This is a genomic window from Streptomyces sp. NPDC002793 (assembly GCF_040295485.1).
In the GTDB taxonomy this organism is placed as follows: Bacteria; Actinomycetota; Actinomycetes; order Streptomycetales; family Streptomycetaceae; genus Streptomyces.
Map to the genome: position 1 here is coordinate 14,909 of NZ_JBEOVL010000038.1, position 26,998 is coordinate 41,906.

At 70.5% G+C, this 26,998-nt stretch carries 20 protein-coding genes; 12 read left to right on the forward strand and 8 right to left on the reverse strand.

Translation table 11 applies throughout. The annotated features are described in order from the left end of the window. The first annotated feature begins 13 nt into the window (after positions 1-13). Positions 14-1,792, forward strand: a complete 1,779-nt coding sequence (locus tag ABT001_RS28320; RefSeq protein ID WP_351283112.1) for a condensation domain-containing protein — start codon at positions 14-16, stop codon at positions 1,790-1,792. A gap of 73 nt (positions 1,793-1,865) precedes the next feature. On the opposite strand, the gene ABT001_RS28325 is transcribed toward ABT001_RS28320, so the two are convergent. Next, a complete protein-coding gene (locus ABT001_RS28325) occupies positions 1,866-2,954 on the reverse strand; it encodes an NADH:flavin oxidoreductase (protein ID WP_351283115.1) in 1,089 nt (362 codons plus the stop codon). Positions 2,955-3,249: 295 nt separating this feature from the next. Between ABT001_RS28325 and ABT001_RS28330 the strand changes: the two genes are divergently transcribed. The 5 genes from ABT001_RS28330 to ABT001_RS28350 all read left to right on the forward strand — a co-directional run bounded on the left by ABT001_RS28330 (position 3,250) and on the right by ABT001_RS28350 (position 9,883). Beyond that, positions 3,250-4,017, forward strand: coding sequence for an oxidoreductase (locus tag ABT001_RS28330; RefSeq protein ID WP_351283118.1), 768 nt, complete (start codon positions 3,250-3,252; stop codon positions 4,015-4,017). A gap of 101 nt (positions 4,018-4,118) precedes the next feature. Further along, on the forward strand, positions 4,119-5,312 hold the full coding sequence (locus ABT001_RS28335) for a cytochrome P450 (RefSeq protein WP_351283120.1): 1,194 nt from the start codon (positions 4,119-4,121) through the stop codon (positions 5,310-5,312). A gap of 98 nt (positions 5,313-5,410) precedes the next feature. Continuing rightward, entirely contained in the window at positions 5,411-8,857 is a 3,447-nt protein-coding gene (gene car / locus ABT001_RS28340) for a carboxylic acid reductase (RefSeq protein WP_351283123.1), read from the forward strand. A gap of 112 nt (positions 8,858-8,969) precedes the next feature. After that, entirely contained in the window at positions 8,970-9,341 is a 372-nt protein-coding gene (locus tag ABT001_RS28345) for a nuclear transport factor 2-like protein (protein WP_351283126.1), read from the forward strand. A 101-nt stretch (positions 9,342-9,442) separates the two neighbouring features. Then, entirely contained in the window at positions 9,443-9,883 is a 441-nt protein-coding gene (locus ABT001_RS28350; RefSeq protein ID WP_351283129.1) for an ATP-binding protein, read from the forward strand. Between the two features lie 16 nt (positions 9,884-9,899). Here the strand turns inward: ABT001_RS28350 and ABT001_RS28355 are convergent, their stop codons facing one another. The 3 genes from ABT001_RS28355 to ABT001_RS28365 form a co-directional block, all read right to left on the reverse strand. Further along, entirely contained in the window at positions 9,900-10,781 is an 882-nt protein-coding gene (locus ABT001_RS28355) for a geranyl diphosphate 2-C-methyltransferase (RefSeq protein ID WP_502967541.1), read from the reverse strand. Between the two features lie 14 nt (positions 10,782-10,795). Next, a complete protein-coding gene (locus ABT001_RS28360) occupies positions 10,796-12,082 on the reverse strand; it encodes a family 2 encapsulin nanocompartment cargo protein terpene cyclase (RefSeq protein ID WP_351283134.1) in 1,287 nt (428 codons plus the stop codon). A gap of 108 nt (positions 12,083-12,190) precedes the next feature. Further along, positions 12,191-13,603, reverse strand: coding sequence for a family 2B encapsulin nanocompartment shell protein (locus ABT001_RS28365; RefSeq protein WP_351283137.1), 1,413 nt, complete (start codon positions 13,601-13,603; stop codon positions 12,191-12,193). 621 nt (positions 13,604-14,224) lie between these two features. On the opposite strand from ABT001_RS28365, the gene ABT001_RS28370 reads away from it, so the two are divergent. From ABT001_RS28370 to ABT001_RS28395, 6 genes are all read left to right on the forward strand, one after another. Further along, positions 14,225-15,292 carry a glycoside hydrolase family 43 protein gene (locus ABT001_RS28370; protein ID WP_351283140.1) on the forward strand — a complete coding sequence of 356 codons (1,068 nt, stop codon included), beginning with the start codon at positions 14,225-14,227 and terminating at the stop codon, positions 15,290-15,292. 127 nt (positions 15,293-15,419) lie between these two features. Next, complete coding sequence (locus tag ABT001_RS28375) at positions 15,420-16,481, forward strand: ATP-binding protein (RefSeq protein ID WP_351283143.1); 1,062 nt, start codon at positions 15,420-15,422, stop codon at positions 16,479-16,481. Further along, on the forward strand, positions 16,478-18,298 hold the full coding sequence (locus ABT001_RS28380; RefSeq protein ID WP_351283146.1) for a vWA domain-containing protein: 1,821 nt from the start codon (positions 16,478-16,480) through the stop codon (positions 18,296-18,298). The genes ABT001_RS28375 and ABT001_RS28380 overlap by 4 nt, the downstream gene beginning before the upstream one ends. A 280-nt stretch (positions 18,299-18,578) precedes the next feature. After that, a complete protein-coding gene (locus ABT001_RS28385) occupies positions 18,579-20,435 on the forward strand; it encodes a CASTOR/POLLUX-related putative ion channel (RefSeq protein ID WP_351283148.1) in 1,857 nt (618 codons plus the stop codon). Between the two features lie 62 nt (positions 20,436-20,497). Continuing rightward, positions 20,498-20,878: a hypothetical protein gene (locus ABT001_RS28390; RefSeq protein ID WP_351283151.1), complete on the forward strand. Its 381-nt coding sequence runs from the start codon at positions 20,498-20,500 to the stop codon at positions 20,876-20,878. 231 nt (positions 20,879-21,109) lie between these two features. Beyond that, positions 21,110-21,985, forward strand: coding sequence for a carbon-nitrogen hydrolase family protein (locus tag ABT001_RS28395; RefSeq protein ID WP_351283154.1), 876 nt, complete (start codon positions 21,110-21,112; stop codon positions 21,983-21,985). Between the two features lie 61 nt (positions 21,986-22,046). Here the strand turns inward: ABT001_RS28395 and ABT001_RS28400 are convergent, their stop codons facing one another. From ABT001_RS28400 to ABT001_RS28415, 4 genes are all read right to left on the reverse strand, one after another. Further along, on the reverse strand, positions 22,047-23,729 hold the full coding sequence (locus ABT001_RS28400) for a glycoside hydrolase family 13 protein (RefSeq protein ID WP_351283156.1): 1,683 nt from the start codon (positions 23,727-23,729) through the stop codon (positions 22,047-22,049). Positions 23,730-23,818: 89 nt separating this feature from the next. Beyond that, positions 23,819-24,667 carry a carbohydrate ABC transporter permease gene (locus ABT001_RS28405; protein WP_351283158.1) on the reverse strand — a complete coding sequence of 283 codons (849 nt, stop codon included), beginning with the start codon at positions 24,665-24,667 and terminating at the stop codon, positions 23,819-23,821. Then, positions 24,664-25,665, reverse strand: a complete 1,002-nt coding sequence (locus ABT001_RS28410; RefSeq protein ID WP_351283161.1) for a carbohydrate ABC transporter permease — start codon at positions 25,663-25,665, stop codon at positions 24,664-24,666. The genes ABT001_RS28405 and ABT001_RS28410 overlap by 4 nt, the downstream gene beginning before the upstream one ends. Beyond that, positions 25,662-26,990 (reverse strand): extracellular solute-binding protein, encoded by a 1,329-nt coding sequence (locus tag ABT001_RS28415; RefSeq protein WP_351283164.1) that lies wholly within the window; start codon positions 26,988-26,990, stop codon positions 25,662-25,664. The genes ABT001_RS28410 and ABT001_RS28415 overlap by 4 nt, the downstream gene beginning before the upstream one ends. Between the last annotated feature and the right edge of the window lie 8 nt (positions 26,991-26,998).

Here is a 26,998-nt window from a genome sequence, read left to right on the forward strand (position 1 = left end):
CGAGGAGAGTGCCGTGCAGCCCGCCCACCGAGAGACGGACGGTGCCGAGCAGATCGTCGTCCTCTCGGCGATGACGCCCCGGCAGCTCACCGAGTCCGCCGGCACGCTGGCCGGGTTCCTCGACCGCGATCCGGACGTCGACCTCGCCGACCTGGCCTTCACCCTGCAGGTCGGACGGGAGGCGATGCCCGTGCGGTACGCCGTGGTGGTGACGTCGGTCCCGGAGCTCGGGACCAGACTGCGGGCCGACCGGGGACGCCAGGACACCGTCCTGGCATCCGGTCCGCTCGCGGAGGTCACCGGAGACCTGGAACTGAGGGAACTGCTGGTACGACGGTGGATCGCCGCCGGCAAGCTGTCCCGGCTCGCGACCCTGTGGGCGGCGGGCGTCGACGTGCCCTGGGAAGGACTGCACCGAGGGGCGCCGCGCCGGGTGGTGCCGCTGCCGGGCGTCGCCACCGCTCCGGCCGTCGGACCCGTCGGCGGGCCGGTCCCCCGCTCCGAGGGCACGGCGGGTCGACGCTGGAACCTCTCGTGCGGTCAGCTCGCCATGTACCGGGACGAGCGGCGATGGTCGGAGTCGGGGGCCTACAACCTGCCGCTCCTCTTCGAGATCCACGGCGACCTGGACGAGCCGGCCCTGGAACGGGCTGTCCGTGCGCAGACGGAGATACACCCGGTACTGAGCGCGGTCGTGCGGGAGCGGGGCACCGTGCCGTACATGGACATCGATCCGGCCAGGGCCCCGTCGTTCCATCGGATCGACATCGTGGCCACCTCGCGCGAGGCGCGACTGGCCGCGCTGCGGGAACTGGTCGACACCCCCTTCGACCTGACGAGGGGCCCTCTGGTCCGGGTGCACCTGGTCCACCTCGCCGGACGATGTCTGCTGCTGATCACCGCGCACCACATCCTGCTGGACGGCACGTCGACCGCGGTCCTGATCCGCACGCTCAAGGAGGCCTATCGCGGCGTCCACGGGGGTCCGCGGCCGGCCGCCTACGGTGACTTCGTGGCATGGGAGGAGGCGCTTCTCTCAGGTCCGCAGGCACGACGCCACCGGGATCACTGGCTCCAGGAGCTGGAAGGACCGCGCGCCGCGCTCGCGCTGCCCTACGACCGACGGCCCGACCCGGAGCGGATGCCCCGTGTCGAGGCGGTGAGGCTGATGCTGTCACCGGCACAGGCCACCGCTCTGGTCGGCACGGCGAAGGAGCACCGGGTCAGTGTCGCCGCTGTGTTCTTCGCGACGTACGCGCAGTTCCTGCGGCGGCTGACCGGACAGGACGACCTGATCCTCGGAATGACCACGGCCGCCCGCTACGAACAGCGGTTCCACGACGTGGTCGGCCAGTTCGCGAACTGTCTGCCGCTCCGCTGCGGGCCTGCCGGTGACTTCCCCGAATTGCTCAGGTCGGTACGGCGCGGAATGGTCGCGGGAATCGAGCACGGCGCGTATCCCCTGCTGGAGATCGGCCGGGCGCTGGGAACGGGTGGTGAACCGCTTGTGCGGACGAATTTCCTGTTCCAGAACTTCGAAGGTTCCGAACTGCTCACCTATGACGCACCGGCCGGTCGGGGTGAGTTGGACCTGCGGCCGTTCGACGACCTGCCGTACGCCGGGGAGTTCGTGCTCTCCGGGGAGATCTATCGCGAGGGTGAAGGATACAAGGTATTTCTCAAGTACGACACGAATGTATTCGAAAGGGCCACGGCGTTGCACATGATGGACGCGTGGAAGACGGTCATCCGGAACGTGGCCCGAGGGAACCCCGAGGGACGTGTCCGGTAGCGCTCTCCCGCTCGGTGTGCGGTGACGGCGGTCCCGGTGGACCCGTTCCACCGGGACGTCGCCGAGGGGGCGGTCAGACCAGGGCCCGCAGGACGGAAGGGTCGTAGGGGACAGCCCGGTCGAGCTCACCGCGGAGGGCCAACGTCGCCCAGTCCGGGTTGGCCAGCAGCGACCGGCCCACGGCGACCAGGTCGAACTCGTCGCGCTTCAGGCGGTCCACCAGCTCGTCGATACCGGTCACGCCGGACGGACCGGTGAAGCCCTGGGTGAAGTCGCCCTCCCCGTACTGCTGGTCCATGCCGACCGAGCCGACCGTCATGGTGGGCTTTCCGGTGAGCTTGCGTATCCAGCCGGCCAGATTGAGAGCACCGTCCTCGAACTCCGGCAGCCAGTAGCGTCGGGTCGAGGCGTGGAACACGTCGACACCGGCTTCGGCCAGGGGTGTCAGCAACTGGCCCAGTTCGTCCGGGCTCTCCGCCGTGCGCGCCCCGTACTCGCCGAGCTTCCACTGGGAGAACCGGAAGAAGACCGGGAACCCCGGGCTGACGGCCGAGCGGACCGCTTGCACGACCTCGACGCCGAAGCGGGCGCGGGAGGCCGGGGCGCCGCCGTAGCGGTCGGTGCGCCGGTTGGTGCCGGTCCACAGGAAGTTGTCGATCAGATAGCCGTGCGCGCCGTGCAACTCGACTCCGTCGAACCCGAGCCGCTCGGCTGTCGCGGCGGCTTCCGCGAAGGCGGCCACCGCGCCGTCGATGCTCGCCGGGGACATGGCTCTTCCGGCCGGGGCGCCGTCCAGCCCGATCCCGGACGGGCCGTCGGCGGGCGGGTCGGTCGCGGTGCGCGCGGCCCCGGTGTGCCACAACTGAGGAATGATCCGGCCGTCCTCCTCGTGCACCCGGCGTACCACACGGGCCCAGCCGGTGAGGGCCTCCTCGCCGTGGAATTCCGGCACGCCGTCGTACGCGCCGGCGGTCGGGTGACCGATGTAGGTGCCCTCGGTGATGATCAGTCCGACGTCGTGGGCCGCCCGACGGGCGTAGTACTCCGCCACATCGGGGCCGGGCACCCCGAGAGGGGACGCCGTTCTGGTCATCGGGGCCATCACGATCCGGTTCGGGACCGTGAGGTCGCCCACGGTGAACGGTTCGTCCAGACTGGCCATTTTTCCTCCCGAGTTCTGTTCTGCGGAGAACGCGAAGGCGATTCCGAAAATGGTGCGGTCGCCTTTCGATTGTGCACGATCATCGGCCTTCTTGACCATGCTGACGGTGCATCGAAAAGGGCGATCCAATGCATCGGAACATTGAGATTGACCATGTCGGACGGAGCATGGATATTTGGGCCGACAAGTTCCGCATCGTAGGGGCGGACCGGATGCGTCAGCAGTTCTCACCGCACGTCGGACGGCGGCCTGAAAGGGAAAGAGGTGGATCCCCGTGGGAATGCAGAGCAGCCTCATGGCAGCAGCTTCCGAAGAGTTGGCGGGGCGGCGGGCCGTGGTCACCGGCGGCAGTCGCGGGATCGGCGCCGCGATCACGCGGAACCTGCTCGACGCCGGTGCGACCGTCGTCACCTCCGCCCGCAGCGAGACCGCGGACACGCCGTCCGGCGCCACGTTCGTCAAGGCGGACCTCAGTACGCCCGAGGGTGTGCGCGGCCTCGCGGACGCGGCGCTGGAGGTGCTGGGGGGTGTGGACATCATCGTCAACAACGCCGGCGGATGCCGCTCGTTCCAGAGCGTGCTGGACCTCGAGAACGACTGGCAGTACACGATGGACATCAACTTCCTCGCCGCCGTCCGGCTCAACGCGGCCCTCGTGCCCGCCATGCCGGAGAGCGGCGGCTCCATCGTCCACGTGTCGTCCATCGCGACCATCGCCGCGTACCCGAACCTCATCCACTACGCCGCCGCCAAGTCCGCCCTGGAGACCTACAGCAAAGGTCTGTCCGCGGAGTTGGCGTCCGACGGGATCCGGGTCGTCTCCGTCTGCCTGGGCAACGTGGAGACACCGGCCTCGGGCGTCGCACGCGCCCAGATCGTCGAACACCTCGGCGGCGACCCCGACGACCTCACGGAGCAGTGGGCCGCCGAGATCCCGCTCGGACGCCTCGGCGCGTCGCAGGACGTCGCCGACGCGGTGAGCTTCCTGGTCTCCCCCCGTGCGTCGTGGATCACCGGGAGCAACATCGTCATCGACGGCGGGAAGACCGCGAGCCTGTGCTGAGACACGGCCGCGCTCCCACCCGCGGAGAACACCTGAGACCGGAAGACGAGTCACCGAACATCCCTGGCCAACCGCTCGGCAGCACGGGAAGGACTGACACGATGACCGCGGCAGGAGAAGAGGTGCGGGCCTACCCGTTCGGTCCGGTCGACCGACTGGACCTGGACCCCACGCTGGTCCAGGTCTGCGGCGAACGGCCCGTGCTCCGGGTGCGCCTGCCCTTCGGAGGCGACGGCTGGCTGGTCACACGGCACGCCGACGTCAAAACCGTACTGTCGGACCCCCGGTTCAGCCGCGCCGCCGCCGCGGGCGCCCATGTACCCCGCACCGTCGCGGTCCCCCCGCCGCTGACCTCCATCATGGGCATGGACCCGCCGGACCACAGCCGGCTGCGGCGCCGGGTGATGCGCTCGTTCACCGTGCGCAGCATCGACGCGCTGCGCCCCCGCATCCGGGAGACGGTCAACGGCCTGGTCGACACCATGACGGCGGCGGGCGGCCCCGTCGACCTGGCGGCGGTCCTGACGTGGCCGCTGCCGATCACGGTGATCTGCGAAATGCTCGGCGTGCCTCCGGCCGACCAGGACCGGTTCACCGAGTGGGTGGACGGCCTGCTGATCCTCGACGACCCGGAGCAGTCGGCGTGGGCCCGCGAACAGCTCGGCGACTACCTCGAGGACCTGATCGCGCAGCGCCGCGCCGCTCCCACCGACGACCTCCTGGGAGAACTGGCCTCCGACAACGAGAAGGACCCGCTCAGCGACGAGGAACTCGTCAGCCTGGGCGTCAGCCTGTTGTCCGCCGGCCAGGAGGCGACCGCCAACCAGATCGGCAACTTCGTCTACACACTGCTGACCCAGCCGGGACTCTGGCAGCAGCTCGTCGACGAGCCCTCCCTCATCCCCGACGCGGTCGAGGAACTCTCCCGGTTCATTCCGATCAGCGCCACCGCGGGCTTCACCCGCATCGCCACGGAGGACCTGGAACTGAATGGGCAGCTCATCCGCGCCGGTGACGCGGTGGTGGCCGAACTGGGGATGGCCAACCGCGACTCCGAAGTGTTCGAACGGCCCGAGGAGATCGACTTCCACCGCGGGCAGATCCCGCACCTCACCTTCGGGCACGGCATCCACCACTGCCTCGGCGCACAGCTGGCCAGGGTCGAGCTGTGCGTCGTCCTCGAAACCCTCGTAGCCCGCCTGCCCGGTCTGCGGCTCGCCGTTCCGGCCGACCAGTTGTCCTGGCGGACCGAGCGACTCATCCGCGGAGTGGCCGCGCTGCCGGTCACCTGGTGACGCCCGCGTCGGCAGGCACGCCGTCGGGGCCGCCGCACGCGCGCGGCGCCGACGCGACCACCCACCCCCCATCACCGAACGCCACGGGAGGACCCACCATGGCCGAACCGCTGGATCCGACCACCCCGTCGGCGCACGATCCGGGCAAGGGGCTGGCCGAGGTGCTGGCGTCCGTCGATCCGGGTGAGGCGCTCGCCGAGGTCATGGCGTCCATCATGGAGAGCCATGGGGACCGGCCGGCCCTCGGCGAACGGGCCAGGGATCCCGCGACGGCACGCCTCCTCCAACGCTTCGACACCATCAGCTACCGCGAACTGTGGGCACGCGTCCGCGCGGTGGCCGGCGTGTGGCACCACGACCCGGCGTACCCGCTGAGCCCCGGTGACCGGCTCTGCACCCTGGGCTTCACCAGCATCGACTACGCGACGCTCGATCTGGCGTGCATCCACCAGGGGGTCGTACCCGTGCCCCTGCAGTCCGGCGCCCCGCTGTCCCGGCTGAGGCCGATCGTGGCGGAGACCGAGCCCCGCGTCCTCGCCGCGAGCGTCGAGCACCTGGACACCGCCGTCGACGTGATCGCGGGGTCGGACTCGATCCAGCGCCTGATCGTGTTCGACTACGACCCGGAGATCACCGGCAGGCGCGACGCCCTGGAATCGGCCCGTCGGCGCCTGGAAGGTGCCGGGTGCCAGGTGGCCGTCGACACGCTGGCCGCGCTGATCGACAGGGGAGGCGAACTGCCGCCCGCCCCGCTGTTCACCGCAGCCCCGGGTGAGGATCCGCTGTCGCTGCTCATCTACACCTCCGGCAGCACCGGCGCCCCCAAGGGCGCCATGTACACACAGCGGCTCCTCGGCACCGCGTGGTACGGGTTCAGTTACGGAGCGGCGGACGTACCCGCGGTCAGCGTCCTCTACATGCCGCAGAGCCACCTCGCCGGCCGGTACGCGGTGATGGGTTCGCTCGTGAAGGGGGGCGTCGGCTACTTCACGGCCGGGAGCGACCTGTCCACCCTGTTCGAGGACATCGCACTGGTCCGCCCTACGGAGCTGACCATGGTCCCGCGCCTGTGCGACATGCTCCTCCAGCAGTACCGGAGCGAACTGGACCGCCGCGCCGACGAGCCGGGCGACATCTCGGAGGCGGTCAAGAAGGACCTGCGGGAGAACTTCCTGGGCGGACGTGTCGCCAAGGCGTTCGTCGGCACCGCCCCGCTCTCCGCCGAGCTCGCGGCCTTCGTCGAGTCCTGCCTCGGGTTCCACCTGTACACCGGGTACGGCTCCACCGAAGCCGGCGGGGTGACGCTGGACACGGTGGTCCAGCGCCCGCCGGTCATCGACTACAAGCTGGTCGACGTCCCGGAACTGGGCTACTACGGAACCGACATGCCCCACCCGCGCGGGGAGCTCCTGCTGAAGTCGCAGACGCTCATCCCCGGTTACTACGGGCGTCCCGAGCTGAACGTAACGCTGCTCGACCCGGACGGCTACTACCGGACCGGTGACGTGTTCGCCGAGACCGGGCCCGACCGGCTGGTCTACGTCGACCGCACCAAGGACACCCTGAAGCTTTCGCAGGGTGAGTTCGTGGCCGTATCCCGCCTGGAGACCGTCTTCCTCGCCAGCCCCCTCATCCGGGACATCTACGTGTACGGCAACAGCGAGCGCGCCTATCCGCTCGCGGTGCTGGTGCCCACACCGGCCGCGCAGGCCGGATGCGGAGGGGACATCGAGTCGCTGAGGCCGCTGCTCATGGAGTCGCTCCAGCGGGTCGCCAAGGAGGCCGAACTCAACTCGTACGAGATCCCGCGCGACTTCCTGATCGAGACGGAGCCCTTCAGCACCGAGAACGGCCTCTACACCGAGAGCCACAAACTGCTGCGCCCCCGGCTCAAGCAGCGGTACGGCGATGCGCTGGAACGCCTTTACGACGAGCTCGCCGACGGGCAGGCCCGGCAGCTGCGCGAGCTGCGGCAGGAGGGAGCGGATCGGCCGGTGGTGGAGACGGTCACCCGGGCCGCCCAGGCACTGCTGGGGTGCTCGAACGCCGATCTGAGCGTCGAGGCGCACTTCACCGACCTCGGTGGGGACTCCCTGTCCGCACTGTCCTTCGTCCAGCTGATGAAGGAGGTCTTCCGCATCGACGTCCCGGTCGGGGTGGTCATCAGCCCGGCCAACGACCTGGCCCAGGTGGCGCGGCACATCGAGTCGGAACGCCGGCGGTCCGGGTCACCTCGGCCCACGTTCGCCTCCGTGCACGGCGAGCACAGCACCGACGTCCACGCCGTCGACCTCACTCTCGACACGTTCTTCGACCCTCCGACGCGGGCCGCCGCTCCCGCGCCGCCCCGCTCCGACGGCGTCGTACGGACCGTCCTGCTGACCGGGGCCAACGGTTATCTCGGCCGGTTCCTCTGCCTGGAGTGGCTGGAGCGGCTGGCGTCCTCGGGCGGCCGGCTGATCTGCGTCGTCCGAGGCGCCGACGAGGCCGCCGCGGCGCAGCGGCTGGAACAGGCCTTCGACAGCGGTGACGCCACCCTGCTCCAGCGGTACCGGGACGCGGCCGACGGGGTCCTGGAGGTGCTCGCGGGGGACATCGGCGAAGTGCGGCTGGGACTGGAGGAGGACACCTGGCAGAGGCTGGCCGACACGGTGGACCTGATAGTCCACCCGGCCGCCCTCGTCAACCACATGCTGCCCTACAGCCAGTTGTTCGGCCCGAACGTCATCGGCACCGCCGAACTGATCAGGCTGGCGCTCACCGCACGGATGAAGCCCTTCACCTTCGTCTCGTCCGTCGCCGTGGGCATCGGAACCGCCGGTGCGGCGGTCGACGAGGACGCCGACATCCGCGTCACCTGCCCGGTGCGCCGCATCGGTGAGGGCTACGCCGACGGGTACGCGACGAGCAAGTGGGCCGGGGAGGTCCTGCTCCGTGATGCGCACGAGCGGTTCGGTCTGCCGGTCACCACCCTCCGGTCCAACATCATCCTGGCGCACAGCGGGTTCTCCGGACAGGTCAACGTGCCCGACGTGTTCACCCGGCTGCTGCTCAGCCTGGTCGCCACCGGACTCGCGCCCGGCTCGTTCTACCGGCCCGGCGCCCGTGCGCACTACGACGGGCTGCCGGTCGACTTCACCGCGGAGGCCATCGCCGCCCTGGGCGCACGGGCCGCCGACGGCCATCGGACCTACAACGTGCTGAACCCGCACGACGACGGCATCTCGCTGGACACCTTCGTCGACTGGCTCATCGAGGCCGGTCACCCGATCCGACGGATCGACGACTACGGTGCCTGGCTCACCCGCTTCACCGCGGCGCTCCGTGCCCTGCCGGACAAGCAGCGTCAGCGCTCGCTGCTCCCGCTGCTGCACGCCTTCGGGCGACCGGCGGAGGGCACCGCGGGATCCACGCTCCCCGCCCGGCGATTCCACGCCGCCGTACGGGCGGCGGAGGCCGGCCCGGAGAAGGACATTCCCCATGTGTCGCCGACCCTCATCCGGAAGTACGTCACCGACCTGCGCCGACTCGGTCTCCTTCCCTGACCTGCGGCACCCGCGCGGCGGCGTGGAACACGCGCGGGGAGGCCACGAGCCGGGCGGGACGGGGCGCCGACAGCTCCGCACGCACGTATCCAGCGAAGAATAAGGAGTCGACATGGAACAGGGTCGCAGTGATCAGGTGAATCTCTTTCTGCGGAAGCTGGAGGCGTTCGACTTCTCCGGCGCCCGGACCGCGTGCACCGGGTCCGCCACCGTCCGGCAGAACGACGGCAAGGGCGAACTGGCCATCGGAGAGAGCCTGGAGCGGTTGAAGGCCTTTGTCGCGGACGTCGAATCGATGCGTTACGACGTGATCCGGCAGTTCCAGAACACGGACGAGGTGCTCCAGCAGCACGTACTTCACCTGGTCCTGCGGGACGGGACCCACAGTGATGTCCACGCTGCGGTGTACTTCCGGTTCGAAGACGGTCTCATCGACCGGATCGAGGAGTACAACTACGCCGAACCGGCGGCCTCGACGCCGTGACGCCAGTCCTGCGTGGTGCGGGAATCGCCGCGGTGTGCCTCGAAGCCGGTGTGCCTCGAAGTCGGGGGTAGGAGGAGGGAGAGCCGACCGAGGGAGTCCCGATGGCGAAGGACATGTCGCTGCGCGCGATGGGCTGGGCGCAGTCGTTTCCGGTGGCGCAGGGTGTGCGGGCCGGCCGTCGGTGGACGCGTGAGCACCTGGCGTCGCTGGAGTGGACCGAGGAGGCCCCCGAGACGGTGGACGCGATACTGCTCAGCGTCAGCGAGCTGATCACCAACGCACACGTTCACGCTCACAGCGACGCTCAGCTGGTCCTCACCTGGGACAGCCACTGCCTGCACGTGAGCGTCCACGACTCCGACCCTCTGCCCCCGGCCAAGCAGCCCGAAGACCACACGACGACAGGCGGGCGCGGAATGGCCATCGTCGACGCGCTCGCCGACGGATGGTCCACCCGCCCACAGGCGTCGGGCAAGACCGTCACCGCCTGCTTCGTGCCACCGGGTGCCGCCGAGCCACGGCACGGCGGGGACATCGGCTGACGTCGCCGCCGGGTGGTCAGACGCGGTCCGCCGCGATGAGGAGGTACTGGAAGGACCCGTCCTTGTAGGAGTTGATGAACGCGTCCTCGATCCCGGTGACCAGCGACGACGTGGCCCGCAGTTCCCAGTACGGCAGGGTGTCGGGGGTGAGGTCGATGACGGCCTGGGGCACGAGGCGATGGTCGGCCATGGCGCGCAGGTACTCCCGGCGCGAGTGGATGTTGCACTCGAAGTGCGCGTTGATCTGCGAGACCCACTTCGAGGGCTGGCCGTACCGAGGGTTCCAGCAGCCCGTGATGGTCACGTAGCGACCGCCGACCCGCAGCATGCGGGAGTGTTCGGCGAAGAGGTCGTCGAGGTCGACGTACATGCTCGACTCGTTGTTCCACGAGGCCGCGGCCGAACCGGTCTCGAAAGGTGTGGCGAGCATGTTGCAGACGTGGGCTCGGACATGGTCCTCGCAGTGGAGTTCGCGGGCACGACCGTTGGCGAAGTCGGCCTGCTTGGCCGACAGCGTGACACCTTCGACCTTGCAACCGAAGCGCTGGTGCGCCATCACCATCGAGCCGCCCCGGCCACAGCCGGCGTCCACCAGGGTGTCGTCACGCCCGATGTCGCCGAGGTGACCGAGGAGGAAATCGGCCTGCGCCGACTCCAGTCGGTGGAGCTCGGCGATCAGCCTCTTCTCGCTCGCGCTGTCCTCGGTGTCACCGAGTGCCGCATGGTCCACTTCGCCGATGCCGTAGTGGTGGTGGTAGAGGCCGTCGACATCGCCGAGACGCAGATTCACCGGCCGGGCCTCCCCGTCCCAGTAGCGGGCGATGTCCCCCTGGTACGGCGTCGCGGGGCGGGGGATGCGCAGGGGAGTGGAGGTGGCCATGAGTTCGGTGTCGGTCACAGAAGAGTCCATTCTTACCAGAAATCGGGCAGGCTGTAGCGGTAGGTGTTGGAGCGGTGCCAGTAGTGGTTGCCGTCGACCCATGCGGCCACGCCCCGCAGGAAGCGCAGCACGTCAGGGGCGGGGCATTCCGCGGCCAGCGCCGCGGCTTCGTTCTCGAAGGCGTGCATGAGGTCGTTGTGAACCTCGACCGACTTCAGATACGCCTCCCGGTCGGAGAGGCCCTCATGTTCGGCGATCACGACGGGCAGGTTCAGGTGCCGGCCGGGAGCGTCGAGTTCCTTGGTGTACGAGTACAGGTCGTTCACGATGGTCGTCGCGTTCCCCGCGAGAGCGATGACCTTCTGCATGGCGGCCCGGGCGTGCAGGTCCGCCGGAAGTTCGTAGCCGCCGACGGTGTCGGTGATGGTGGGGCAGGGGCGGAAGTTGTTGAACTGGCGCATCGCCAGGTACTCCCAGACCTCCGGGACGTGTTCCAGCTGTGCCCAGGCGGCTTCGGCGAGGTACCCCATGTGCAGCCGGGCCATGTCGTGCCGGAGCCGGTCCGCCTGGGAGGGGCTCGCCGCACGGACGAAGTACTCCATGGCGGAGCGGTACGCGCGTCGGGGCGCGTCCGCGTGGAGCGACTTCGCCCAACGAGGTTGGTACTCCTCGGTCGTGTGCAGGGGATCGAGGGCGGTGTGCGCCAGCAGGAGGCGCCCGCCGAGGCCCACGGGCGATCCGCCGTGGTCCTCGCAGTAGCAGTCGTCCACCGCGTTCTCGGCGACCATCAAGCGTGTGGCGAGCATCAGGTGGTCGACGCTGGGCGCGTCCGGATGGCATCCGACCATGTAGCTGCCCACGGAGAAGCCGTCGAACTCCTCCTCCCAGTCCTCGGGATACAGGTTGACCTCGTCCAGTGCCCAGGACTTGATCCGTCGGCCTACCTCTTCGACCCGCACCGGGTCGGGTTCGGGTACCGGGTGGTGGTAGAGGCCCGGGACCGGCCTGCCCTGTGCCGTGCCGGCCGACGGGTCGGGAGACGCCGGCGGCTCCTCCCGCAGGACCAGGCGGAGGTCCGCCGTGCCCAGGCCGCTCGGGCCGCGCAGGATCCGCTCCAGGCCGGTGTCCGGTGCCGGGGCCCCGAGGGGAGCGGGGACGGGTGCGGAGATCGTGGGTGTGGTGGGCGAACAGGGTGGACAGCCGGTGGCCGTCCTGATGTCGCGGGCGCGGGCCGCCGCGGAAGCGAGTACGTGCGCCCCGAAGGGGGAATCGGCCGCCGGCCGGCTCGGCTGTGGCGGTGGCAGCTCAGGCGCGGGCATCCATGGCTCCTCGGTGGGGTGGGTGGCTGTCCCGAAAGCCCCTCAGGGCCCGGTGCGGCGCCCCGGCGAGCTTTGGGCGCCGCACCGGGCCCTCGGGCAGGTGTCCGGCTACTTGGGCCAGTGGGCGATCTGCACGTTCTCCAGGACACCGACCGCGTCCGGCACGAGGATGGCGGCGGAGTAGTAGGTGGTGACCAGGTAGGAGATGATCGCCTTCTCGTCGAGACCCATGAAGCGCACCGACAGCCCCGGTTCGTACTCGTCCGGCAGTCCGGTCTGGCGCAGGCCGATGACGCCTTGGTTCTCCTCGCCGGTACGCATGGCGAGGATCGAGCTGGTCTTCTCGGGCGTGATGGGGATCTTGTTGCAGGGGAGGATGGGGACGCCGCGCCAGGCCGGGACCTGCTGGCCGCCGAGGTCGACGTGGTCCGGATAGAGCCCGCGCGCGTTGAATCCACGCCCGACCGCCGCGATCGTCCGGGGGTGGGCCAGGAAGAACTTGGTGCCGCGGCGTCGGCTGAGCAGCTCGTCCAGGTCGTCCGGGGTCGGCGGGCCGGAGTGCGTCTGGATGCGCTGCTTGAAGTCGGCGTTGTGCAGCAGGCCGAACTCCCGGTTGTTGACCAGCTCGTGCTCCTGGCGCTCGCGCAGAGCCTCGATGGTGAGCCTGAGCTGTTCCTCGGTCTGGTTCATCGGCCCGTTGTAGAGGTCGGCGACCCTCGTGTGGATCCGCAGAACGGTCTGGGCGACCGAGAGTTCGTACTCGCGCGGGTGAAGTTCGTAGTCGACGAACGCGCCGGGCAGTTCGTGCTCGCCGAGGTGGCCGGCCGACATCGCGATCTCCGCCTCACCGCGATGGTTCTGACGCTGCTGGGCGAGGGACGAGAACGTGTCCAGGTGGGCGCGGAGGCTCGGCGCGGTGGCCAGTACGGCCGCGAAGTCGGAGCGCGAGAGGGTGAGCAGCGTGCCCGAGGTCTCGGCGGTGGCGGTCTGCTCCCACCGGGCGTCCTCGTCCAGGAGGGCGTTCTCTCCGAACCGGTCGCCGTCGGCGAGCACGTCAAGAGTCACCTCGTCGCCGTAACTGCCGGCCGCGGTCTGGCTGATGCGGCCGTGGGCGATCAGGTGCAGCTGGTCCGCGGGCGCCCCACGCTCGACCAGCGTCTCGCCGGCGCGGAAGTCGCGCTGGACGCACCGGTCGGCGACGGCGGTCAGCACCTCCACGTCTTCGAAGCCGCGCAGCAGGGCCAGTTCGCCGAGCTCACGGGGGATCACCCGGACGTCGGCGCCGTCCTGGACGAACTCCACGCTCCCGTCCCCGACGGTGTAAGCGAGGCGACGGTTCACCCGGTAGGTCCCGCCCTTGGTCTCCACCCAGGGGAGCATGCGCAGCAGCCAGCGGGAGCTGATCTCCTGCATCTGCGGGGCGGACTTGGTCGTGCTGGCGAGATTACGGGCAGCCGCCGTGCTCAGACTGGACTGCTGGGGCAGCTCCAGTCGCACTTCCGGGTTCGAGTCAACAGTCATCGGACGAACTCTCCTTGGGCAGGGCGCTGACACGCGTACAGCAGTGCCATAGGGCAATAAAGAGGGGGAATCAGGGGTGAATGAACGGGAACCCGTCCAGATCAAGGAAAACCCTAAGGGGCGCTCAGCCGTCCGGACCAAGGGAAGCCGCCGACATTAACTCGATACGATGATCATGCCCGCAGGATGTTTGTCCATGTACCGGTGTGATTCAGCCGTGCCGACGGCGTGTGCCGATGGGCGTCCGGGCGGACGGTGAGCCTCGGGGGCGACGGTTCGCGGGCCGCGAAGTGCCCTGTGATCAGCGGCTCTTGGGCTGATGCCCGACGTCGGGTGGCTGGATGGCCCGCCGCCGTCGCCGTAGATCTCATGGCGCGACGTCCGGATCGCGCCACGGCCCGATCAGATGTCGGTGCGACGTGGGTCATGCTCCGGCGGGCTCCGTCCGGCCTGCGGGCCATCGGTCGTTGACGTTCCTCCCTCGCCCTGTGGTGCCGCATGGCCGGACGACTGACTCGTTGACATGTCCAAGGCGAAACCGGATGCTGGAGGAGTGCCTTCCATCGATGCGAATCCCCCGTCGGCGGATGCCGCGGCGGCGGCCGACCACGGAACGGGAACATGAGACTCTCTCGCCTTCTCTCCGGCGTCGCGGCAGCCGCGCTGTCCGGTGTCCTCGCCGCAGTCATGTCACTGACGTCCGACGGGCACGCTCGGGCGGAACAGACCATCAGGGCCGCGGACCCGAGCGTGATCCGGGTCGGCGGCACCTACGTATCGGTGCAGTCGACCGGCGGGGGCATCGCCGTACGCCAGGCCTCCTCGACGGTCGCGCTGGCGTCGGCGCCCGCCCGGCAGGTGTGGTCGGACGCGGCCGGACGCGGTGAGGTCTGGGCCCCCGAGATCGTGCGGGACGGCGGCCGCTACCACATCTACTTCACGGCCGGCCGCGGGTCGGCCCACCGGATGTACGTCATCAGCTCGGCCGAACCCGACCGCGGGTACACGGGCGAGATCCGACTGGCGTTGCCGGACGACAAGTGGGCCATCGACGGGACCCTGTTCACCTTCAACGGCCAGCGCTGGTTCGTCTGGTCCGGCTGGGCCGGCGACACGAACGTGGAGCAGAACCTCTACATCGCGCGGATGAGCAGTCCCACCACGCCGACAGGTGCGCGGTACGTCATCTCGCAGCCGCGGGAGAGATGGGAACGGGTGGTCGGCAACCCGTTCATCAACGAGAGCCCCGAGGCCGTCAAGGACCCGAACGGCCAACTCCACATCGTGTACTCCGCCAACGGAAGCTGGAGCGATCAGTACTGCCTGGCCGACCTGCGACTGCGGGCCGGAGGCGACCCGACGTACGTCTGGGACTGGTACAAGTCGAACGGCTGTCTGTTCGGCTCCGACCGCGCGACGATGATGTCCGGCTGGGACCCGACGCTGCACGTCAACGGGCCCGGCCACCACAGCTTCGTCCTGCTCGACGGCGACATCGGCACCAGTCCGCCCGCCGGCCCCAGGTTCCCCCTGATGTTCCACGCGGTGCCGAAGGGGACGCCGTACGCGTGGGAGAACCGGTACTGGTACACCGGAACGTTCGCCTGGTGGGGCAACACCACCTACAGTCGCGCCGATGTCCCCGGCCCGACCGCCGACACGGGCTGGAGCCTCAAGTTCTTCGAGTAGGGCGGCGGGCGGGGTCGTACGGAACGGCCGGCTCCGCTCCGGTCGGCGGATATTCGGCTGCGGCGGTCAGCGGGTCCTCCCATACTGAGCGGGCCCGATCTCCCGCGTCCTGAAGGAATCCCTCCGCGTGCAGGCTGCCGTCACCGTCACCCCCGCCCAGATCCCCGACCTGCTGCTCGGGCTCGCCACCGTGCGGCCCGTCTTCCTCTGGGGCGCGCCGGGCATCGGTAAGTCGTCGCTCGTGCGCGGCTTCGCCGAGTCGCTGGGCCTGGAGTGCGTCAGTCTCCTCGGGACGCAGCTCGCGCCGGAGGACCTGATCGGAGTGCCGCAGATCCGTGACGGGCGGTCCGTGTTCTGCCCGCCCGAGAGCATCGCGCGTGACGAACCGTACTGTCTCTTCCTCGACGAGCTGAACGCGGCCACCCCTGACGTCCAGAAGGCCTTCTACTCGTTGATCCTGGACCGTCGCATCGGGTCGTACGAGCTCCCGGCCGGCTCGATCGTCATCGGGGCCGGCAATCGCGCCACGGACAACGCCCTGGCCAGACCCATCGCCTCCGCCCTGGTCAACCGGCTCACCCACGTCCATCTGCGCGCCTCGGCCGCGGACTGGCTGGTGTGGGCGGGGGAGAACGGCATCCACCCCTGGGTGACGGACTACGTCACCGACCGCCCCGACCACCTCTGGTCACAGCCGCCCAAGACCGAGGAACCGTTCTCCACGCCCCGTTCCTGGCACATGCTCTCCGACGCCCTGCACTCCTTCGGGCCCGGCATCGGCGAGGACACACTGAAGGTGATCGTGCACGGCACCCTGACGCCCGCGCACGCCGTCTCCTTCTGCGGCTACGCGAAGATCGTGCGCCACACGTTCGGCATCGAGGCGATCCTCAGGGGCGACGCCACATGGCCGGCCCGGCTGGAGGACCGCGACCTCCTCTACTACCTGGCCGAGGCGTTCCGGGGACGGCTGGTGAAGGAACTCCCCCGGCAGAAGGAGCACGTCTCCGCGTCGGTGCGGCAGACCTCCTACCGGGCCAAGTCGCTGCTCGTGCGGCTCGCCGAGATCTCGGTCGAGGTCGCGCAGACCGTCATCGCGGACGACGCCGACGGTCAGCCCGTGCTGCCCGCCTGGTTCCTCGTCGAGGCCGCCCGTGACATGCCCCGACTGGTCGAGGCCCGGCGGTGAGGGCCCCGGCACACGGCGCCGGGAAGAAGAAGGGCGACACACCCGACCCGGCGGCCGAGGCTTTCGCGGCGGGCCTCGCGCTGCTCAACCGCAACCCTGCCTTCCGCGCGGTCGAGTTCTCCGTCTGCCGGCAGACCACGTGCTCCCTGACCCCGGCGGCGGGGCCGGCCGTCGTCACCTCCGACGGCGTCGTCCACATCCGTACCACGACGCGGGTGGAGCCCGCCGAGTGGGCCTGGATCCTCGCCCACTGCGCGCTGCACCTCGGCTTCGGCCATGTCCCGGCGTCCACGGACGATCCTCGTGCACAGCCCGACCGGTACGAGCTGGCGGCCCGCTGTACGGTCGTCAACCGCTTCCTGCTCACCTTCCCGGTGGGCCGTCCCCCCGACCACCTGCCCGCCGTCTACCCGGGCGGCGACGAGGGCCGGCTGGCCGCCCGCTGGCGCCGCGACGGCATCCCCGAAGCCTACGAGCAGTGCGGCACCGCCGGCGGGCATCCGGACCAGGTCCTCACGACCTGGAACGCGTGGAACACCGCCGCACCCGACTGGGAGGCCGCCTTCGCCCGGGCGCTCACCCGCAGCGTCTCCACCGCCATGGACGCGGCCGGCGGGCGCCTCGACCGGGAGACCGGGGAGCGCGTCCGGCAGCAGCCCTGGGACCGCGCGCTGAACTGGTTCGTCTCCTCGTACCCGCTGCTCGGCGGACTCGCCGCAGGACTCTCCGTGGTGGCCGATGTTGAACTGGCCCGTGCGCAGGGCATCACGACAGCGGCGGTGAGCTCCGCCGCCGGCGAGATCTACGTCAACCCGCTGCGCACGCTCACCGACGGGGATTGGCGGTTCGTCCTCGCCCACGAGATGCTGCACGCCGCGCTGCGGCACGGAGAGCGCCGCGGTGGCCGCGACCCGTTCCTCTTCAACGTCGCGGCCGACTACGTCGTCAACGACTGGCTCGTGCGCATGCGCGTCGGAGACATGCCCGACGGCGCGCTGTACGACCCGGAGCTGCGGGACCTGTCCGCGGAGGAGGTGTACGACCGTATCGCGGGCGACCTGCGCCGCGGGCGGAGGCTCGCGACGCTGCGGGGCAAGGGGCTCGGTGACATCCTGGGCGAGCCGCTGCCGCACGCCACCGCCCGCCCGTACACGGACCTGGACGACTTCTACCGGCGCGGCCTCGTCCAGGGGCTCGACCTGCACAGGTACGGCGAGCGTGGACTGCTCCCCGCCGGGCTGATCCAGGAGATCCGGGCACTGGCCCACCCGCCCGTGCCGTGGGACGCGCGACTCGCCCGCTGGTTCGACGAGTTCGTGCCCCGGCCGGAGCCCGTGCGCACGTACGCCCGGCCTGCCCGGCGGCAGGCGTCGACCCCGGACATCCCGCGCGCCGGCCGGTACTTCCCTCCCGAGGAGACGGCCCGCTGCACGTTCGGTGTCGTGCTCGACACCTCCGGCTCGATGAGCGGCCCCCTGCTCGGCAAGGCCCTCGGGGCGATCGCCTCGTACGCCGAGGCCCGGGACGTACCGGCGGCGCGTGTGGTGTTCTGCGACGCGGCGGCGTACGACGCGGGGTACCTCCCTCCTGCCGAGATCGCCGGCAGGGTGCGCGTGCGTGGCCGTGGCGGTACCGAACTGCAGCCGGGCATCGACCTGTTGCACAAGGCGGACGGCTTCCCGCCGACGGCGCCGGTGCTGGTCATCACCGACGGCCGGTGCGACACGCTGCGGATCCGGCGCGAGCACGCCTTCCTGCTCCCGCAGGGCGCCACCCTGCCGTTCACGCCCCGCGGCCCGGTGTTCCGGCTCAGCTGAGGCGCGGCCGGGACCACGCCGGGATCCGGCTGCTCCCCTAACGGATGAATCGCGGCCGGATCCCCGTATGCCGAGGTCAACGACTCCTCACGCTGCTGCTGTGCACAAGACGAGCAATGATCAGGACGGACGACGGCGGTCCGGGGCCGCCCGTGTGGGGAAGCAACGGCGGGGGCAGGGCGAGGCCACGGCCCCGGCGGTCCCTACGGCGGTCCCTCCTGCGCGAGCGCCTCGCCGGGCAGCGCTGAGCACGCGGGCACGTTACCGGTTCGACAACACGTTGGCGGGCGGTGCCGCCGCCCTCATCGGCTGGCTCGCCGTCGCGTGCCTGGCCGTCGTCGTCCCGGCGAGCGCCGTCCTGGTGTGGACGGACGACCGGACCCCCGACGACCCGTGGGCGAAGGCCGCGGCGGTGTGGCGGAGTGTCGGCCAGACACTCAGGCTGGGAGGAGAGGCCGGCTCGCCCCTGCGGGTCGCTCTGTCGGTCCTCCTCGCCCTGGTCGCCCTCTTCTACGTGTCCACCCTCGTCAGCCTGATCACCGCCGCCATCACCGAGAAGCTCCTCGCACTCCGGCGCGGCCACTCCACCGTCCTGGAGGACGGCCACACCCTGGTCCTCGGCTGGTCCGATCAGATCTTCACGGTGGTGGCCGAGATCGTGGAGGCCGACACCGACCAGGGGCGGCGGGCCGTCGTCGTCCTGGCGGACCGGGACAAGACGGATATGGAGGAGGAGCTGCGTTCCGAAGTCGGCGACACCGGGGGCACTCGTATCATCTGCCGCAACGGATGCCCCACGGACCCGGCCGCACTCGAACGGGTCAGCCCGGACACGGCGGACACCGTCCTGGTGCTGCCGCGCGACGAACCCGACGAGGACGCCGAGATCGTCAAGAACCTGCTGTCCCTCCGGGCGGCGATCGACGACGCCTGCCGCCCCCGGATCCTGGCGGTGGTCAGGGACGGGCGCTACCGGCTCGCCGCCACGCTCGCCGCGGGCCCGGGCGCGGTCGTCCTGGAGATCGACGACATCACCGCGCGGCTCGTGGCGCAGTGCGCTCGGCAGCCCGGACTGTCGCTCGTGTACCAGGAGTTGCTCGACTTCGCCGGTGACGAGTTCTACGTCGTCGACGCGCCGGCACAGGCCGGCCGTGCGTTCGGCGAGGTCCTGAGGGCCTGCCGGACGTCGTGCGTGGTCGGCATCGTGGGGGCGGACGGTGTGCTGCGGCTCGCCCCGCCCCACGACTCGCCCGTACGCGCGGGCGACCGGGTCGTCGTGATCGCCGAGGACGACGGCACCACGGTGGAGGACCTCGAGCCCGCCGCCGTCGACGCGTCGGTGATCGTGTCCCGGCCGCCGGCGGAGGGGCGGCCCGAAACGCTTCTCCTGCTGGGGTGGAACCGCCGCGCACACCGGATCGTCGGCCATCTGGCCGACCACGTCCCTCCCGGCTCCACCCTTCATGTCGTGGCGGCAGAAGGGGAGTTCACCGGAGCGGAGGTGGAGGTCGCCGCCCGCCTCACGGTTGTCCTCCACACCGGAGACCCCACCCTGCCGGAGACGGTGAACGGCCTGGATCTCGCCGCGTACGACGGCGTCGTCGTCCTCGGCCCCGACCGCGCTCCCTGTGGCGGAGCGCCGGACGACCGTGCTCTGGTCACCCTGCTGCTCCTGCGCGATCTGGAACGTACATCGGGGAGCAGGACCGCCGTGGTCACCGAGATGACCGATGACCGCAACAGGGCGATCGCTCCGGTCGGACCCGGTGCCGATTTCGTCGTCAGCGGCAAGCTGGTCGGCCTCCTGATGTCTCAGATCTCGCAGAACTGGCACCTCGCCGAGCTGTTCGAGGAACTCCTCGCCCCCGGCGGCAGCACGATCCAGCTCGAGCCGGCCGGTCACTACGTGAGAGCGGGGTGCCGCACCTCCTTCGCCACCGTCGTCGAATCGGCTTCGCGCCGAGGGGAGTGCGCCATCGGATACCGCTGCCGTGACCGTGCGACGACGGGCCCCGACCACGGGGTGCGGGTCAACCCCCGCAAGGCCGACGTCCGGCGCTGGAGCGAGGACGACGACGTCATCGTGATCACCCGGCGCAGGCTTCCGCCCTTCCCTCACGGAATGTCGGAGACCTGACACTTGATCTTTCAACATTTGGACCGCTAGCGTGACTTCGACGTCTCACGAATGGATACCCCATGCGTTTCAGGTCCATCGCCCTCGCAGCAGTACCCGCGGCCTTCCTCGGAGTCATGGTCTCCGCCCCCAGCGCTTCGGCGTGGTCCCCCGGCAACTGCCCGCAGGACACGTTCTGTGTCTGGGCCGACTACTGGTACGGGGACACCGACACACCTCCGTCGCTGGAGACCGAGGGCGAGTGGTCCGGCAGCGTTCCCGGCCACATCTTCTACAACTACACGGACCGGGACGTCACGATGACGTACTCCGTCGCTCAGGACGAGGGGCAGGGACCCACGTACACGACATGTGTCAACAAGGGCAGCGGGAGTTACTTCACCGTGCCCATGTCCGTCACGGACGTGTCCTGGCGTGAGGACGACGGCAGCCCCTGCTGGTGACGGCCGGTGCGCGTCGGTGACCGGGCCCGGGGACGGGCTCCGCAGCGGTTCCACCGGCGGCAGTAGTTCTTCCGCCCCCGCCGTCCGCCCGACGGCGGGGGCGGCTGAGCGCCGTCGACCCACTGGGTCGTCCTGTGGCTGCCACTGGAGGAAGGGATCTTGTCCTGCGGCGGGCTCGATGATTGGCTCGTGCGCACCCCCGGACACACTGCGCGGAAGGTTGATCCAGCGATGACGATCCCCTTGTCGATCGGCCTCGTCCAGACGGCCGCGCGGCATCACGCCGCCGACGATCAGGACGCGTTCGCCGCTGACGTACGGGGCGTCGTCGACGCCCACCCCGGTGTCCGGCTGCTCGCGTACCCGGAACTGCACCTGTGCGGCCACCGTCCCGACGAGGATCCGGAGACGGTCATGACGGCGGCGGCCGAGTCGCTGGACGGGCCCCGGGGCACCCGACTCGCGGCCCTCGCCCGCGAGCTGGGCATCTGGCTCGTGCCGGGCACCGTCTACGAACAGGGCGCGGACGGCCGCATCCACAACACGGCACCGGTCTACTCGCCCACGGGCGAACGGGTCGCGGCGTACCGCAAGATCTTCCCGTGGCGGCCCTACGAGACCACGGCGTCCGGCAGCACCTTCGTGGTCTTCGACATGGAGGACCACGGACGCGTGGGCCTGACGATCTGCTACGACGCCTGGTTCCCCGAGACCACCCGCCACCTGGCGTGGCAGGGCGCCGACCTCGTACTCAACCTGGTGCGCACGCCCACCGTCGACCGCGCGCAGGAGGTCGTGCTCGCACAGGCCAACGCGATCGTGAACCAGGTGTTCATGGCCAGCCTCAACGCCGCGACGCCGGACGGCATCGGGCGCAGTGTCGTCGTGGGCCCCGAGGGCGACATCCGCACGGAGGCGGGACCCGGCCCGGCGGAGGTCCTGACGGACGTGCTCGACCTCGCCGAGGCCCGCCGGGTGCGCGCGCGGGGGACGGCGGGCCTCACCCGGGTGTGGGACCCGTTCTCGGACGACCAGGAGCCGATCGAACTCCCCCTGTACGGCGGCCGGATCGACCCCGAACTCTGGCGCCTCGGCCCCAGCGGGTGAACACCCGGAAGACGCCTCCGGCCCGCCTCGCGCCGCGAGGCGGGCCGGAGGCGTCCGCGGCTCAGCTGCCGGATCCGCTCCGCAACCATGCGGTGGTCCACGGCGGGAGACGGTCACCGGTCAGCGGTCCGGAGGCGAGGACGACGTCCCCCTGCGGCAGTGCGACGGGCTCACCGGAGAGATTGCTGACGGTGTGCCAGCCTCCGGCGCGGGCGAAATGCAGCACCCCCTGCCGGGACCGCTCCCGCGAACCGACCCACTCCAGGGCCTCGTCCGTGACCAGCGCGCGGCGCAGCCGCAGGGCCTCGCGGTACAGCTCCAGGAAGGAACCCTCGTCACCGCGCTGCGCCTCTGCCGCGTACCGGCCCCAGTCGGCGGGCTGCGGCAGCCAGGAGCCGCCCGGGCCGAACCCGAAGCTCTCGCCCTCGCGGGTCCACGGCAGCGGCACCCGGCAGCCGTCGCGGCCCTTGACCCGCCCGCCGCCGCGTACCCACATCGGGTCCCGCAGATCGGCGTGCGCCAGGTCGGCGACCTCGGGCAGACCCAGCTCCTCACCCTGGTAGACGTACGCGGACCCGGGCAGCGCCAGCATCAACAGCGCCGCCGCACGTGCCTTGCGCACCCCTGTGGGCAGGTCCGGGGCGGGTTCCCGCCCGTCGGTGAGCAGCCACGCCTCGATGTCGCGCTTCGTGTGGTCGCCGGGCAGGGCGTAGCGGGAGACATGACGCACCACATCGTGGTTGGAGAGCACCCAGGTGCTGGTGGCCCCCGCTTCCTGGGCGTCGGCGAGCGCGGAGCCGATGACGGTGCGCATCTCGGCCGCGTCGAGCCGTGCGCCGAGGAAATCGAAGTTGAACGCCTGCCCGAGCCCGTCCCCGGACGCGTAGGCCGTACGGCGTGAGGCGCGCACCCATGCTTCGGCGACGGCGAAACGGGGCGGGTCGTACGCGTCGAAGACCTGCCGCCAGCCGCGGTAGATCTCGTGCACCGCGTCGCGGTCCCACAGCGGATGACTGCCGTCGGTCGGCAGCGCGCCGGGCTGGTAGCTCAACTGCTCCCCGAGGTCGCGCAGCGGCTCGCGCAGGTCCTTGGCGAGGCCGTGGGCGACGTCGACACGGAATCCGGCGACGCCCCGGTCGGACCAGAAGCGCAGGGTCTCGTGGAAGTCCTCACGGACCTCGGGGTTGTCCCAGTCGAAGTCCGGCTGCTGGGGGGCGTAGAGGTGCAGGTACCACTGCCCGTCCGGCACCCGGGTCCAGGCGGGACCGCCGAAGCTGGACGGCCAGTCGGTGGGCGGGAGTTCACCGTTGTGCCCTCGGCCCTCACGGAAGACGTACCGCTCACGCGCGGCCGATCCGGGCGCAGCCGCGAGGGCCTCCTGGAACCACACGTGCTGGTCGGAGGAGTGGTTGGGGACGATGTCGACCATGATTTTCAGCCCGAGCCGGTGGGCCGTGCCGACCATCTCGTCGAAGTCGTCCAGGGTGCCGAGCCGGGGATCGACGTCGCGGTGGTCGGCGACGTCGTAGCCGCCGTCGGCGAGCTGAGAGGGATAGAACGGGCTCAGCCAGACGGCATCCACCCCCAGGTCGGCGAGGTAGGGCAGGCGGGAGGTGACGCCGGGGAGGTCACCGATGCCGTCGCCGTCGGAGTCGGCGAAACTGCGCGGGTAGATCTGGTAGATGACGGCCTGCCGCCACCAGTCCGCATCGTGCGCGGAAGGGGCGGGGGAGTGGTGGTGCATGTGAACCTCTCGGGCAGGTGCCCAGACGGGGTACTGGCGGACGGAGGGCAAGGGCTGGGCCTGCGGGCCCGGGGCTCGGTGCGAGCGGCTCAGCCCTTCACGGCGCCGGTGGTCATACCGGAGACGACCGAGCGGCGGAAGATCAGGACCAGGAGCGCGATCGGCACGGTGGCCACCATCGCGCCGGCGAAGATCACACCGTAGGGGACCTGGTACTGACTGGTGAACAGCGCGATACCGACGGAGACGGTGCGGCGGTCGTCGGATCCGTTGAACGTGAGCGCGAGCAGGAACTCCGACCAGGTCGCGGTGAAGGCGAACACGCCGGCCGTGAACAGCCCGGGCCGGGCCAGCGGCAGGATCACCGTGAGGGCGGTGCGCAGCGGGCCGGCACCGTCGACCACGGCGGCCTCCTCCAACTCGCCGGGAATGCCGCTGAGGTAGTTGCGCATGATCCAGATCGCGAACGGCAGGTTCAGCGCCACGTACGGGATGATCAGGCCCGGGTAGCTGTTGAGCAGACCGGCCTGCCGCTCCATCAGGAACAGCGGTACGAGCAGGGCGATCGGCGGGAAGACGGACAGCATCAGCAGCACGGTCATGACGGCCCCGCGCCCGCGCAGCGGCAGCCGGGCGAGCGCGTAACCGGCGAAGAACGCCAGGGACAGGATCAGCACGGTCGAAACGCAGGCCACGATCACGCTGTTGAGGAAGTAGTGGCCGATCCCGTTGCGCACGAAGGCGGTCTCGTAGTTGCCGAGGGTGGGGTCCGCGGGCAGCAGCGAGGGCGGCGTCGCGCTGATCTCACCGGGTCCCTTCAGGGAGGCGGAGGCCATCCAGATCAGGGGCAGCAGGGCACACGCGGCGATCAGCAGCCCGCCGAGGTTGACGACATTGACGTAGCGGCGCAGGCCTGTGCGCGGGACGTGGCGGCTCATGACCGGCCCTCCTCGTCGACGTGGGTGCGGAAGACGCGCAGGAACAACAGGCAGCAGCCCAGGACCATCGCCGCGGTGGTGACGGCGACGGCGGCTCCGCCTCCGAAGTCGAGGTTCTGGAAGAGGATCCGGTAGCCGAGCATGGCGACCGACTGGGTGGCCGTGCCCGGGCCGCCCTGGGTGAGCACGAACGGCAGGTCGAAGATTCCGAACGCCTGGAGGATGCGGAAGAGGACCGCGATGGCGACGACGGGCCGCAGCTGCGGCAGTGTGACCTTCCAGAAGGTGGTCCACGCGTCGGCACCGTCGATCTCCGCGGCCTCGTAGACGTCGGCCGGGATGAGCATCAGGCCGGCGAGTACGACGATGGCGACGAACGGCGTGGTCTTCCACACGTCGACCGCCACCATCGCCGCCATCGCGGGCACCGGCTCCCCGAGGATGTCCGGCCGGGTCCCGAGCACCTGCTCGCAGAGCCAGCTCACCGCGCCGTAGGTGCCGTTGAACAGGTACGACCACAGCTGCGCGGCGACCACGTTGATCAGCGCCCAGGGCAGCAGGAGCAGCGCGAGGATCCAGCCGCGGGCGGCTCCGAGCCGTTCCAGGACGAGCGCCACGAGCGTGCCGAGCACCAGCTCGACGAAGACCGAGACGATCGTGAAGCCCAGGGTGAACAGGAGTGCCCGGTACCACTCGGAGTGCGTCAGCAGCGCCTCGTAGTGGGCGAGAGTGGGAGAGCCGAGCCGCAGGCCGCCGTACTCGAGCCGGACCTCGAAGAACGACAGCACCAGCGAGAAGACGACGGGGAAGACCGTCACCGCGGCGACGACGAGGAGCGCGGGGGATGCGAAGAACCAACCGGTGCGGGCCCGGTGGCGGGTGGTGAAGCCCGGGGGCGCCTTCCGAGGGGACCGCCGCGGTGCCTCGGCGGCACGTGCCGGATCCTTCTCGCCCTCCTGAGGTGTCCACGCCTGCCTCATCCGGTGAAGGGAACTCACAGCGCACTTCCTTCCAGGGCCGTGCGCAGCCCGTCGCGTGCGGCACGGACGCCGGCCGCGGGGGAGAGGCTGCCGCGCACGACCGCGTTCGCCGGGGTGTACAGCGCCTTGCTGACCTGCGGGTAGAACGGTGTCTGCGTGGGCCGGGCGACGAGTCGCAGATCGGCGGCGCGCAGGACCGTCGGGTCGCCGGCGGTACGTGCCTCCCGGCCGCCGAGCACGGAGGTCATCGCGGGGATGACGCCGGCCTCCCTGGCGAGGAGGCGCTGCACCTCGGCCCCGGCGCAGAACCGGGCGAACTCCATGGCGGCGCCCAGCTCCTGGGAGCTCGGGTTGACGAGGTTGCTCCAGCCGCCGGCACAGGAGACGCCGGAGCGGCCGGTGCCCTCGAAGCCCGGACGCGGTGTCGCTCCGACCTTCCCGGCGACGCGGGAGAGCGCGGGTGTGCCCGCGTTGACCCAGGCGTACGACCAGTTCCGAAGGAACAGTCCGCGCCCGGAGACGAAGGCGTCCTGCGCGTCCGACTCCTCGTACGTCGCCACGGTGCGGGGCGTGACCCCACGGGCGGTGAACTCGGCCATCAGGGAGAACGCCCGCTCCGCCTCCGGGCCGCCCAGCGTGGCCCTGCCCCGCTCGTCCAGCACGGTGGCGCCCGCGTCGGCGAGGAACTCGGTGACGTTGGCGGTGAGTGACTCGGTCACCGCCGCCTGCCACAGGAACCCCGCCTCCACGTCCCCGGCGGTCTGCACCGTGCGGGAGGTGTGCAGCAACTCCTCCCAGCTGCGGGGAACACGCAGCCCGTGCTTGGTGAGCAGGTCCTTGCGGTAGAAGAGGTAGGTGCTGTCGATGAAGAACGGCACCGCGTAGACCTTGCCCCGATAGGTGGAGCTGCTGCGCAGGGCCGCGGGATAGGCGTCCCAGAAGCCGTTCGGCAGCAGCTTCTCCACCGGAAGCGCCAGCGAGGAGTGACCGAACTGCGCGGGCCACGTCGTGTCGCCCAGGTACACGTCGGGCTGGGGGGAGCCTCCGGCGAGCTGGGTGGCGATGGCACTGCGGTTGCCGTCCGAGGTGGACAGCGCGTTGATCTTCGAGACGCGGATCCGGGGATGCCGCCGCTCGAAGGCACGGATGATCAGATCGGCGACGACGGCGCCCCGTCGTGAGGGGATCTCGGAGACCCACCAGGTGATCCGGGCGGGCCCCTCGGGGACGGCCGCGGCCCGTGCGAGCAGGTCGTCGAGGTCTTTTCCTCCGCATCCGGACAGCAGACCCGCCGCGGCGGTGCTCACGGCGCCCGTCAGCAGTGCTCGGCGGTGCAGGGACATGGCGTACT